The organism is Silanimonas algicola, from assembly GCF_054777375.1.
The window spans coordinates 890223-902410 of sequence record NZ_BAAHAS010000001.1 but is presented as its reverse complement, the minus strand read 5'-3'; the positions used below and the strand labels follow the sequence as shown (position 1 = coordinate 902410).

The following is a 12188-nucleotide window of genomic DNA, read 5'->3' as shown; positions in this document are numbered from 1 at the left end:
GTGCGCGTTCCGCTAACGGGTCGTGCAGACGCAACAGCTTCCCGCGTAGACCGCGAGAGGCTGCCCGTCAGGGCGCGTACCGACCGAGACGCCCCGCGCCTGGCAGGTCCCGGCCGAGACGGTGGACGCCGACGCGGTGCATGTCCGCCCGGTGCCCACGGCCGACGCACTGAACAGCACGCGGTTGGTCGCTCCGCAGATGACTGCGCAGGTCGACGCGTTCGCGGCAGGACCGGCGTCCGCGCACATCGCCGCGCCGGTCACCGCAACGCCGGGGATGCCTTGAGGTCCGACGTCGCCGCGATCACCCTTTTCGCCGCGGAGTCCGCGCTCACCCCGTTCTCCCTGGGGGCCGGGACTGCCTTGCGGGCCCGGGATGCCCTGCGGGCCCGGGATGCCCTGCGGGCCCGGGATGCCCTGCGGGCCCGGGATGCCCTGCGGGCCCGGGATGCCTTGCGGGCCCGGGATGCCTTGCGGGCCCGCGAGGCCGGGGCCGTAGTAGCCAAGGACATGGAGGGTGGCGAATGTCGGGGCGGTCGCGGTCGCCAGCACCTCGCCGCCTTTGCAGCCATCGCACAGCGGCACGACGGTGACGCCATGGGAGATCGCGTCGATGCGCGCGCTGGCGACCGTCGCAGGCTCGCCCGGGTCCTCGGTGCCGGCCTGCCAGACGCGGACCTGCGCCCAGTCGCCATTCGCGGCCCGCTCAAGGGGAGCCCGGCTGGCGGCCATCAGTTCGACGCGCAGGAGCGCCGACGTGGCGCCCTTGGGAGCTCCGCAGGCATCGCGCACCATGATCGGGGTCTGCGTGGCGGGTTCGAGGAGGACACCCTCGACGCGGCAAGGGACGTCGAGGACATGCAGCCCGAGCGGCGCCTCCACCGGGATGGCGTCGGCGAGGGCGGCCGCACCGGCGATGCCGGGTGCGGAGACGAGGCCGAGGAAGGCCAGGGCCATCAGAGGGATCGAGCGTGGAAGCGGGGATCGCATGGGGGGCGCTCTGCGGTTTGCTGGGGGGAGCGCCACGCTATCCCCGCAGGGTCTTGGTTGCAATGCAACAAAACACAATGGGCGCGAGGAGCGCCGCCTCCCCGATGGCCGGCGCGACGCTCAGGCGCCTCGCCCGCCCCCGCCCTCCGGCCGGCCGTCGTCCTCGCGACGAAGCATCCGGCCGTCCACCTCCATGGTCCATTCGCCGTCGGCTTCCGTGGGCGGCTGGCCGACGTCGAAGCGGGTCACCAGTGGGCCGATGCCCACCTCGAAGTCGTCGCCGTCGAAGGCCTTGAGCGGCGCGTCGATCGAGACCGTCGAACCGCCCTCCCGCCGGTGGTAGACGACACGGCCTTCCGCGGTGATCAGCAGCGACACCCCGTTGCCACGCCAATCGCCGGCGTAGTGCGCACGGTCCGCGGGGAGCGGCTTCGTACAGGCCACCAGCAGGGCTGCCAGCACCAGTAGCAGGGTCGGAATGAAGCTGCGCACCACGGGCCCCTCTTCGGCACGGCGACCACCAGCGGCGCCAGCATACTGCGCCATCCGGCCTCGCTGTCGGTCGCCGCGTTCAGTGCGGGGCAAGCCCTTCGAATCCGCAATCACGGCAGCGCCGGTGGCGGTTCGATGTGGGGAACATGGCGCTGAACAGAACGGTCATGGCCACCAGCAGGCCCTTCTGCCCGAGCGGCGTTGCCGCTTCCATCCTTGTGCTGCCGCACCTTGGGCAGGCCGCTTCCGATGCGGTCTCGGCGTCACCGTCTTCCGATGCGAGCGAGCCTTCCCGATAGGCGGCCACCAGCGCCTCCGCCTTCCCGGCGTGCTCGCTGGGGACCATCAGGCGGATGCCGCCGACCGCTTGCGAGAACGACCAGTCCAAGCCCACCAGGCCCGAGTTCGAGGCATGGACCGGAATCCCTTCGCCCTCGACCAGGGCCTGAACCACGGCGGCCTCGGCGACGGTGTCGAACGTGGCCACGGTGACGAGGGCGCCGCGCTCCGTCATGGCGCAACCCTCAGCCCGCCACCTGGCGGATCCAGTCCTCGAGGTTGTACGTGTTCGTGACGCGCGTGATGCGCCCATCGCGCACATCGAAGAAGGCGCCGCCCGGCAGCACGTAGCGCTGGCCCCTTGCGGGCGGCAGGCCTTCGTCGTCGGCCAGGTACTCGCCGTGCACCACGTACTCGGCGGCGGCGTGCGTGCCATCCGGTGAGGCGAGGAAGCGAAGGCCCTCGAGGCGTTCGCGGTAGCAGCGGTCCATGCGCGCCATGAAGGTGCGGAACGCGGCCTTGCCGTGCTCGCGCGGGCCCTGGTTCAGGTCGTGGACGACGTCGTCGGCGAGGCAAGCGAGCATGGTCTCGCGATCGCCGGCGTTGAACGCGGCGTAGTAGCGGGTGATGAGGGCGAGGGTGGCGTCGTGGTCGTTCATGCGCTGGGTGGTGCAAGGGCGAGGAGGGCGGGCAGGGCGTCGAGATCGACGTTGCCGCCGGAAAGGATGACGCCGACGCGCCGTCCGGCGAAGCGTTCGCGGTACTTCAGGATCGCGGCGAGCGGCACAGCGCAGCTGGGCTCGATGACGACCTTCAGGCGCTCCCAGACGAGGCGCATGGCGGCGACAGTTTCCGCATCGTCGACCAGCAGAACGTCGTCGCAGTGCTCGCGCAGGATCGCGAAGGTCAGCGGGCCGAGCTCGGCGCGCAGGCCGTCGCTGATGGTGTTCGCCGCGCGGCCGGCTATCCGCGTGCCCGACTTCAGCGAATCATGGCCGTCGCGCGCGCCCTCGGGCTCGGCGGCGACCGCGCGAATGCGTGGGTCGATGCCTTTCGCAGCGATGGCCGTGCCACTCATCAAGCCGCCACCGGAGAGCGGCGCCATCACGACGTCGAGTGCTGGCGTCGCGTCGCGCGACTTGCCGCGCCGGCAGGCCTGGTGCAACAGCTCGAGCGTGGCCGTGCCTTGGCCGGCGATCACCCGCGCGTCGTTGAACGGGTGCACGAGCTCGCCGCCGGTCTCGGCCAGCACCCGGGCGGTGGCCTCGTTGCGGGCCGACTGCGCGACGTCGCAGTCGACGATGCGCGCGCCGTTGCGGGCGATGGCCTCGCGCTTGATGCGCGGGGCGCCGCCGGGCACGACGACCGTGCAGGCGATGCCGCGAAGCCGGCAGGCCAGCGCGACCGCGGCGCCGTGGTTGCCCGAACTCTGCGTCACCACGCCGCGCGCCGCCTGTTCGGGGGTCAGTGAAAACACCGCGTTGGCGGCGCCACGGAACTTGAAGGCCCCGGCGCGCTGCAGGTTCTCGGCCTTGAAGAACAGCTGGCAGCCGGCGAGCTCGTCGAGCGAGCGCGAGCGGAGTACCGGCGTGACGTGCGCGATGCCGGCGATGCGTGCCGCGGCGTCGCGGACGTCGTCGAGGGTAGGCGTGTCGTCGGGCTGCAGGCCGCGCGTGGCATCCGGGCTCATGGTCGAAGTATGCCGCGTGCCGCGCCAATCCGCGGGACGCCCCATGCGTTCAGGTCTTGGCACGCTCCCGTCGCACAGCGAGGGCTATGCTGCCCGCCCCTCTTCCCCCACCCTCCGATGACTGACGCCGTTCCGCCGCCGATCCGCCTCGCCGACTACCGAGCTCCCGCGTGGACGATCACCGACGTCGCCTTGGCATTCGATCTCGGTCGCGAATCGAGCGAGGTCGAGGCGACGCTGGTGTTGCGCTGCGACGAGCCGGGGGCGGCCCTGCGACTCGACGGCGAGGACCTCCAACTCCTCGCCATCGCGCTCGACGCCCGGACCTTGGCCGCCGGCGACTACGCGCAGGATGCGACCGGACTGACGGTGCATGCGGCGGAAGGCCTTGCGACCTGCACGCTCCACACCCGCGTTCGCGTCCACCCCGCCGCCAACACCCGCCTCGAAGGCCTCTACGCGAGCGGCAGCCTGCTGTTGACGCAGTGCGAGGCGGAGGGCTTCCGCCGCATCACGTTCTTTGTCGATCGCCCGGACGTGCAGGCGCGCTGGCGAACGACCCTGCGGGCCGAGCGCGCGCTCTACCCGGTGCTGCTGGCCGGCGGCGACCGCGTGGCCGAGCGCGACCTCGGCGACGGCCGCCACGAGGTCGAGTGGCACAACCCGCACCCGACGCCCTGCTACCTGTTCGCGCTGGCCGCCGGGCCGATGGCGCGCGTGTCGAAGGCGGTCACCGGCGCCGATGGCCGCGCGATCGAGCTGAACGTCTGGGTGGAGGGCGAGGATGCCGAGCTATGCCGTTATGCCCTTGGCGCGGTGGAGCGTGCGCTGCGCTGGGACGAGTCGCGCTTCGGCCGCTGCTACGACCTCGGCGTCTTCAATGTCGTCGCCGCCCAGGACTTCACCATGGGTGCGATGGAGAACAAGGGCCTCAACATCTTCAACGCCCGGTACATCGTCGCCGACGAGCGCACCGCCACCGACGCGGACTTCATCGCCATCGAGTCGGTGGTCGGGCACGAGTACTTCCACAACTGGTCGGGCAACCGCGTGACCTTGCGCGACTGGTTCCAGCTCTCGCTGAAGGAGGGCCTCACGGTCTTCCGCGACCAGGAGTTCACCGCCGACCTGCATTCGCGCGACCTGAAGCGCATCGAAGACGTGCGCCTGCTTCGCGCGCGGCAGTTCGCCGAGGATGCCGGCGCGCTCGCCCATCCCGTTCGACCTGCGGAATACCGCGAGATCAACAACTTCTACACGTTGACGATCTACGAGAAGGGCGCCGAGATCGTCCGCATGCTGCACGCGCGGCTGGGCGAGGCGGCCTTCCGCGCCGGCATGGACCGCTACTTCGCCGACAACGACGGCCGCAGCGCCACGCTCGAGGACTTCTACGCCGCCCACAGCGCCGCGAGCGGCATCGACTGCACCGACATGCTGGCGTGGTACGCGCAGGCCGGCACGCCGGTGCTGGAGGTCGAACGCCACTTCGACGGCGACCGCGGGGAGTACACGCTCACGCTCCGCCAGCGGCCACCGGCGAACGTGCCGGACGCCCGGCCCCTGCCGATCCCCATGCGTCTCGCGCTCCATGGGGCGGCGGGACGCGTCCTTCCCCCGCCGGACGACCACGACGCCGACGCCATCCCCGGCGGCCTGCTCCTGCGCCATGCGACGCACTCGCTGCGTTGGCGCGGCCTCACGGCGGAGCCCCTTCCGGTCCTGAACCGCGGATTCGCGGCGCCGATCCGCGTGCGCCTGCCGATGCGGGCGGAGGAGCGCGCGCGCATTGTCCAGGTCGAGACCGACGGGTTCTCCCGCTGGGACGCGCTGCAGCATCTCGCCCTCGACGTGCTTCTCGCACGCGCCGGCGAGGCCGTCGACGGGCTCGATGACGTCGATTCCGCCGAGGCCGAGCTTTCCTCGGCGCTGGGGGCACTGCTGGCGGATGCGCGGGCACATCCGGCGTTCGTGGCCGAATGCCTCGCCCTGCCGGATTTCGACACCTTGGCCGACGCCGTCGCCGTGGTCGACCCCGCTGCGCTGGTCGCGGCGCGGGAGCGACTGGCGATCATGCTCGCCACGGCCCATCGCGGGGCCCTGCAGTCGCGCTTCGACGCCTTGCGAACGGCGGCGGCCGGCGGCCTTGACGATGCGGCGATGGCGGCGCGAGGGCTTCGCCATGCCGCACTCGCCTGGCTGTCGCGGGTGGATGGTGGCGTCGCGGCGCGCGCGCTGTGGGCCGATGCGCGTTCGATGACCGAGCGGATGGCCGCCCTGCGCGCCTTGCTGCACGTGCAGGCCGACGGTGCCGCGTCGGCGCGCGATGCCTTTGCCGCCGAGTTCGCCGGAAACGCGCTGGTCACCGACAAGTGGTTGGCGGTGGTGGCGACGCGCCCGGCCCCCGGTGCCCTCGCCGACGTCGAGGCGCTGGTGGCCGGGCCGTTCTGGTCCCCGGCCAATCCCAATCGCGTCCGCGCGCTGGTCGGCAGTTTCGCGCGCTCCAATCCGGCCGCGTTCCATCGCCCGGACGGCGCCGGCTACCGCTTCGTCGCCGCGCAGGTCGGGGCCTTGGATGCGATCAATCCGCAGGTGGCGGCGCGCCTCCTCGGTGCCTTCGAGGGGTTGCCGCGGTGGACGGGCGCCGCCCGCGCAAGGGCGCTCGCGGCCCTGGCCCCGCTGCGTGGCGCCTCGGTCTCGCGTGACGTCGGCGAACTCCTCGGACGCCTGCCGGCCTGAGCCGGCCATCATTCCGCCTCGTCGATCTCCACGCGATTCCGTCCACGTTGTTTCGCCCGGTAGAGCGCGTCATCGGCCCGCGTGAACCAGGCGTCCCGATCTTCGCCGTTCCGCAGGATGGCGCCGCCGATCGAGACCGTGACCGGCTTGTCGTCCACGGTGAGGGTCGCGCGCAGCTGCGACCGCAGGTGGCTCATCGCCAGCTGCAGCCCCAAGGCATCGGTGGCCGGCATCAGCAGCACGAACTCTTCCCCGCCATAGCGGTAGAGCCGGTCGGTGCGACGCACCGAGGCCTGCACCACGGTGACGAAACGCTGCAGCACGCGATCGCCCTCCTCGTGGCCGAAGCGGTCATTGATCGACTTGAAATGGTCGAGATCGAGCAGGGCCAGCGCCACCGGACGTGCATCGCGACGGAAGCCGGCGATGGCGATCGCGAGTTCCGTCTCGAGCGCCCGGCGGTTCTCGGCGCCGGTGAGCGCGTCCACGGTGGCCAGCTGCTCCAGTTGCTCGCGGCGCTCGCTGCTGCGCTCCGCGAAGATCATCGCGAATACGCCGTTGACCACCATTGCCGCGAGGGCCGCGAGCGGCTGCCCCGTCTGGGCGAGGGCATCGCCTTCGATGGCCAGCCAAAGGATCACGCCGGCGTAGAGCGGCATCGAGACGCGCGGCCGCACCATGAAGGTGATGGCCATGACGATCGGGTAGAGCCAGTACAGGCCCGCGGGAGTGAGGGTGGCCACCACGCACCCGCCGACCGCCAAGGCGATCGCGACCACCGTGCCCAGGCGGTCGAGATCGCCACCGCGCCAGGCGTGGCGGGTTGCGCCGACGATGAATGCGACGATGACGATGTCGGCGATGGCGTGTGCCATGGCGCCTTGCCATGCCCGGACGACAGCGAGCGGCAGCAGGATGAGGACGGCCAGGACGCCGAAGGCCAGGTACACGCCCAGGCGGAAGTCGGCGCGGATGCGTTGGCGCAGGCTGGCGAGAGCGGTGGTGCGGCTCATGGCGTGGCGTCGTCCAGCACCAGCCGGTCGCGGCCCTCCTGCTTCGCCCGGTACAGGGCGGCGTCCGCGCGCGCGAACCAGGCGTCGCGGCTCTCGCCGTGGCGGAGCACCGCCGCGCCAACGGATACCGTCACCGGCTCCCCGCCCACACGGAGTTCCTCGTGGATGCGCTGCTGCAGGTTGGCGAAGGCCCGTGCCACGCCGATCTCGTCGGTGTGTTCCATCAGCAGGACGAACTCCTCGCCGCCGAAGCGGAACAGCCGGTCGGTCGCGCGTGTCGATCGGCGCACGAGCTCGACGAAGGCGCAAAGCAGGCGGTCCCCGGTCTCGTGCCCGTGGCGATCGTTGACGCGCTTGAAGTGGTCGAGGTCGAGCAGGGCGAGCGTGACCGGGCGGCCCGTGCGCTGGTGTGCGTTGATCGCGATCGCGACTTCGGCCTCCATGGCTCGCCGGTTGCGCGCGCCGGTGAGCGGGTCGAGCGCGGCGACCTCCTCGAGCGCCTGCCTCTGCATGGCAGTCCGCTTGGCGAAGATGTAAGCGAACAGCGAGACCAGCAGCAGCGTGGTGGTCATCGTCAGTCGCTGGCCGGTCGATTCGAAGGCGTCCGGCTGGAGCTGCGTCAAGGTCACGGCCCCCAGCGCAAGGCTGCCGGCGATGCCAGGACGGATCAGGAAGGAATTCGCGAGCAGGGTGGGAAACAGCCAGAACACGCCGGTCTTCCCGAGCAGGGCGACGATCAGGAGCGCGCCCGTCGTGTTCGTCACGGCGATGCACAGGCCGGCCCGGTCGAGGTCGCCTCCCCGCCACGCGTAGACGGAGGGCCCGACGATCCCCAGCACGATCAGCGTGTCGACCACGCCCGCCAGCCATTGCCCCTGCGAGAAGCGCAGCGCGGCGAACGGAGCGATGGACACCACCGCGCACACCCCGAAGACGGTGATGATGCTGAGGCGGAAGTCATTCCGCAGGCGGGCCAGCGGTCGGGCGAGGAAGGGTGGCATGGGGATCCGGGCGTCCAGCTGCCGAGCGTAGCCGTTCCCGGTGCGCATGCAACGCGAGGCCGATCCCGGCCGGAGCGGGCGGTACACTCCGGGCATGAAGATCGCCAGCTGGAACGTCAACTCCCTCAACGCCCGGCAGGAGCACCTCCTGGCCTGGCTCGGCTCCCGCCAGCCCGACGTGGTGGGCCTGCAGGAGACCAAGCTCGAGGACCACCGTTTCCCCGACAGCGAGATCGCCGCGCTGGGCTACCGCTCGGTGTTCGCCGGGCAGAAGACCTACAACGGCGTCGCGATCCTGGTGCGCAGCGCCAGCGGCCTCGCGCCGACCGACGTGCAGGTCGGCATCCCCGGCTTCGCCGATGAACAGAAGCGCGTGATCGCGGCCACGGTGGGCGACCTGCGCATCGTCGACCTGTACGTCGTCAATGGCCAGGCGGTCGGCAGCGAGAAGTACGACTACAAGCTGCGCTGGCTGGAGGCCGTGCACGGCTGGCTGGCGGAGGAAATCGTTCGCCATCCGAACCTCGTCGTGCTGGGCGACTTCAACATCGCCCCCGACGACCGCGACGTGCATGACCCCAAGACCTGGAACGACGACAGCATCCTGACCTCGACGGCCGAGCGTGCCGCGCTGCGCCGCCTGCTCGACCTCGGGCTTGTCGACAGCTTCCGGTTGAAGCACGACGACGCGGGCGTCTTCAGCTGGTGGGATTACCGGGCCGCAGGCTTCCGCCGCAACCTCGGGCTGCGCATCGACCTCGTGCTGCTGTCGAACGCGCTGGCCGGCCGCTGCACCGAGGCCTCGATCGACCGCGAGCCGCGCACCTGGGAGCGCCCGTCCGACCATGCGCCGGCGATGGTGACGTTGTCCGGCTGACGGCGCGGGCCGGCGGGCTCAGGGAACCTAGCGCCTTGCCTGGTAGTACGCCTCTTCCGACACCGAGTGCCACGCCTGCGCCTGTGCGCGGAAGGCGCGGATCGAGTTCCACACCCGGCGGGCGAACGGGTCGCTGTTGGCGAGGTTGTCGAGCACGTCGTCGGCGGCGCGCTTCAGGGCGCCGAGGACGTCGTCGGGCAGTCGGCGCAGCTGCGTGCCGTGTTCGCGGACGAGGCTGTCGAGCGCCTGCTGGTTGCGCGCGGTGTACTCGGCGAGCATCTCGTCGTTCACGGCGGCGCAGCAGGCGTCGAGGATGGCCTTCAGGTCGTCCGGAAGCGCGTCGTAGGCGGTCTTGTTGAACATCGCCTCGAGCGTCGGTCCCGGCTCCTGCCAGCCCGGGAAATAGGCGAACTTGGCCACGCGGTGCAGGCCGAAAGCGAGGTCGTTGTAGGGGCCCACCCACTCGGCGGCGTCGATCGCGCCGCTCTGCAGGCTGCTGAAGATCTCGGCGCCCGGCAGGTTCACCGGCACGCCGCCCACGGCCTGCAACACGTCGCCACCGAGGCCGGGGATGCGCATCTTCAGGCCCTGGAGGTCGCCGATGCCGTTGATGGGTTTGCGGAACCAGCCGGCCAACTGCACGCCGGTGTTGCCCGCCGGGAACGGCACGAGGTTGAACGGCGCATACAGCTCGCGCCACAGCTCGAGGCCGCCGCCGACGCGCAGCCAGCTGGTCATCTCCTGCGCATTGAGGCCGAAGGGCACGGCGCAGAAGAAGGGCGCCGCGGGCGCCTTGCCTTTCCAGTAGTACGCGGCGCTGTGGCCGATCTCGGCGGTGCCGCGGCTCACGGCATCGAAGACCTCGAAGGGCGGCACCAGCTCGCCGGAGCCGAACACCTTCACCGTGATGCGCCCCCCCGTCGCTTGGGTGATGCGCTCGGCCAGACGCGCAGCGCCGGTGCCGAGCCCGGGGAAATTGGTCGGCCAGCTGGTCACCATCTTCCACTGGCGCGGGCCCTCGTCGGCGATCGCCGTGCCGGTGCCCGGGCCGGACTGGCTGCACGCGGCCAGGCCCGCGGCCGCGGCGGCCATGCCCACGCCTTTCAGGATGTCGCGACGCTTCATCGATGCCCCTCCGATCGGATCGTCCGAGTGTAGCAACGGGCCCTGTCGCGGCTGCGTTGCAGCCGCGCGCCGAGGGCGTAGGATTCCATCCATCCCCCTGCCGCGACGGATGCGACGCCATGAAAGAACGCCTCGGGCACTACGAAATCGTCGCCGAACTCGGCCGCGGCGGCATGGGCGTCGTCTACAAGGGCTACGAGCCCGCGCTGACGCGCTACGTCGCCATCAAGGAGCTCTCTCCGGCGCTTGCGCACGACCACAACCTCGTTGAACGCTTCCTCCGCGAGGCGCGCTCGATGGCGGCGCTCAACGACCCCCACATCATCCAGGTCTATTTCATCGGCCAGGAGAACCACCAGCCGTTCTTCGCGATGGAATTCGTCGAAGGCGAGAGCCTCTCGCAGCTGGTCAAGCGCGAAGGACGCCTGCCCACCGCCGACGTGTTGAAGATCCTCCTGCAGACGGCGCGCGGCCTGCAGACCGCCCACGAGCGCGGCGTCGTGCATCGCGACATCAAGCCCGCGAACCTGATGCTCGATCTCCGCGGCCGAGTGAAGATCGCCGACTTCGGCATCGCGCTCGCGCGGCAGGAGTTCGACGCCAAGCTCACCGGCACCGGTGAGTTCGTCGGCACGCCGGGCTACCTCTCGCCGGAGATCTGCCTCGGCAAGGCCGTCGATGCGCGTTCCGACTTGTTCGCGCTCGGCATCGTCATGTTCGAGGCGCTGACCGGCCGCCTGCCGTTCTCCGACGAGTCGCCGCTGAAGCTGATGCTCGATGTGGTGCAGGCCGAGATCCCGGACATCCGTGCCATCAACGCCGAGGTCGATGCCGACACCGCGGCCATCCTCACCCGTCTGGTGGCGAAGGAACCGGGTGATCGCTACCAGAGCGCCGCCGAGCTGATCGGCGACCTCGAGCGCCACCCGCTGGTTGCCGGGCAGGCGACGCAGCTCGCCCTGCAGGTCCGCAAGCCCAGCGGCGCCGCGTCGACGCTGTACTCGGCACCGCCGACGACGCCCACCGCGAAACGCCGCCCGACGCCGCCGCCGGTCGTCGTCTCCGCGCCTGCCGACGCGACTGCGCCCGCCGAGCCGCCGACCCTCCCTGGCGGTTCGCCGCGGTCGATGTCCACGCCGGCGGGTGATCGCCCCCCGTCGAAGGCGCCGATGTTCGTTGCCGGCGTGCTGCTGGTGGGCGTGCTCGGCGCTTCAGCGTTCGGGGCCTATCGGTTTTTCGCCCCCGACGCCGTGGATCAGGCCGCGCCCGTCATTGAAGCCGCTACGCCGTCGACGACGATCGAGGCTGCCCCTGCCGCGACGCCGCCGGGCGAGCCGCCGGCTGTCGGGCTTGCCGATGGCGGCGGGCAGGGTGATGCCCCGCCGGTGCCGGTGGCGGAAGGCCCTGTGGGAGGCAGCGGGCTGGCCACGGCGACGTCGGTCGCCGCTGCCGCGTTGGCCACGGGGGGGGCGGAGGCCGCCGCCGGTCCGCCGGCCGATGACCTCCTCCGCGAACCGTTGGCGGGCGCCGCGTCGCCGCCGCAGGCCGTCGCAGCCGAACGCCGCGAAGCCCGCCAGGAGCGTCGCGCCGCCGTGCGTGCTGCGACCACCGTGGCGGTGGTCGGCAGCGGCGACCCGGCGATCATCATCCCGGTGGTGCAGGCCCTCGAGGATCGCGCGAGCAATGCCGGCTGGCAGCTGACCGAGAACCCCGACGGCGCCGACCGCGTGATCCGCGTGACCTTCGACCAGACCGGTACGCAGCCGCTGCAGTTCTACGGCCGCAGCAGCGAGATGATCATCGGACAGCTCAGCGTGCGCGCCTTCGGGCCGGCCGGACGGGCGCTGGGCCCCGGCTTCCGGTCGCGCGTCGAGTACACCGCGATGAACGCCGACGCCAAGGCCGACGAGGCGATCCGCGGGCGGCTGGACGGCGTGGTGGGTGCGCCCGGCGCGCAGTAGGTCGGCGCTGGAACGAGCGCG

Annotated in this window: 11 protein-coding genes; 3 read left to right on the top strand and 8 right to left on the bottom strand. The window is 71.3% G+C overall.

What is annotated here, in order from left to right; translation table 11 throughout:
• Positions 1-12: 12 nt before the first annotated feature.
• The 5 genes from ACYVAK_RS04245 to ACYVAK_RS04225 all read right to left on the bottom strand — a co-directional run bounded on the left by ACYVAK_RS04245 (position 13) and on the right by ACYVAK_RS04225 (position 3451).
• The gene (locus ACYVAK_RS04245; RefSeq protein WP_461058287.1) at positions 13-957 is read right to left on the bottom strand and encodes a hypothetical protein; all 945 of its coding nucleotides are present in this window, start codon (positions 955-957) and stop codon (positions 13-15) included.
• Positions 958-1110: 153 nt separating this feature from the next.
• The gene (locus ACYVAK_RS04240) at positions 1111-1536 is read right to left on the bottom strand and encodes a hypothetical protein (RefSeq protein ID WP_461058285.1); all 426 of its coding nucleotides are present in this window, start codon (positions 1534-1536) and stop codon (positions 1111-1113) included.
• A 25-nt stretch (positions 1537-1561) separates the two neighbouring features.
• Positions 1562-1996, bottom strand: coding sequence for a hypothetical protein (locus tag ACYVAK_RS04235; protein ID WP_461058283.1), 435 nt, complete (start codon positions 1994-1996; stop codon positions 1562-1564).
• Between the two features lie 10 nt (positions 1997-2006).
• Positions 2007-2420 carry a ketosteroid isomerase-related protein gene (locus ACYVAK_RS04230; protein WP_461058281.1) on the bottom strand — a complete coding sequence of 138 codons (414 nt, stop codon included), beginning with the start codon at positions 2418-2420 and terminating at the stop codon, positions 2007-2009.
• Positions 2417-3451, bottom strand: a complete 1035-nt coding sequence (locus ACYVAK_RS04225; RefSeq protein ID WP_461058279.1) for a pyridoxal-phosphate dependent enzyme — start codon at positions 3449-3451, stop codon at positions 2417-2419. The genes ACYVAK_RS04230 and ACYVAK_RS04225 overlap by 4 nt, the downstream gene beginning before the upstream one ends.
• Before the next feature lie 117 nt (positions 3452-3568).
• Between ACYVAK_RS04225 and pepN the strand changes: the two genes are divergently transcribed.
• A complete protein-coding gene (gene pepN / locus ACYVAK_RS04220; protein ID WP_461058277.1) occupies positions 3569-6190 on the top strand; it encodes an aminopeptidase N in 2622 nt (873 codons plus the stop codon).
• A gap of 8 nt (positions 6191-6198) precedes the next feature.
• On the opposite strand, the gene ACYVAK_RS04215 is transcribed toward pepN, so the two are convergent.
• Together ACYVAK_RS04215 and ACYVAK_RS04210 are read right to left on the bottom strand one after the other, a co-directional pair.
• Positions 6199-7203: a GGDEF domain-containing protein gene (locus ACYVAK_RS04215; protein WP_461058275.1), complete on the bottom strand. Its 1005-nt coding sequence runs from the start codon at positions 7201-7203 to the stop codon at positions 6199-6201.
• Positions 7200-8204: a GGDEF domain-containing protein gene (locus ACYVAK_RS04210; protein ID WP_461058273.1), complete on the bottom strand. Its 1005-nt coding sequence runs from the start codon at positions 8202-8204 to the stop codon at positions 7200-7202. The genes ACYVAK_RS04215 and ACYVAK_RS04210 overlap by 4 nt, the downstream gene beginning before the upstream one ends.
• Positions 8205-8298: 94 nt before the next feature.
• Between ACYVAK_RS04210 and xth the strand changes: the two genes are divergently transcribed.
• On the top strand, positions 8299-9081 hold the full coding sequence (gene xth, locus ACYVAK_RS04205; RefSeq protein WP_461058271.1) for an exodeoxyribonuclease III: 783 nt from the start codon (positions 8299-8301) through the stop codon (positions 9079-9081).
• Positions 9082-9108: 27 nt separating this feature from the next.
• Here the strand turns inward: xth and ACYVAK_RS04200 are convergent, their stop codons facing one another.
• Positions 9109-10206, bottom strand: coding sequence for a TRAP transporter substrate-binding protein (locus tag ACYVAK_RS04200; RefSeq protein ID WP_461058269.1), 1098 nt, complete (start codon positions 10204-10206; stop codon positions 9109-9111).
• A gap of 119 nt (positions 10207-10325) precedes the next feature.
• Between ACYVAK_RS04200 and ACYVAK_RS04195 the strand changes: the two genes are divergently transcribed.
• Positions 10326-12167, top strand: a complete 1842-nt coding sequence (locus tag ACYVAK_RS04195) for a serine/threonine-protein kinase (RefSeq protein ID WP_461058267.1) — start codon at positions 10326-10328, stop codon at positions 12165-12167.
• Positions 12168-12188 lie beyond the last annotated feature (21 nt).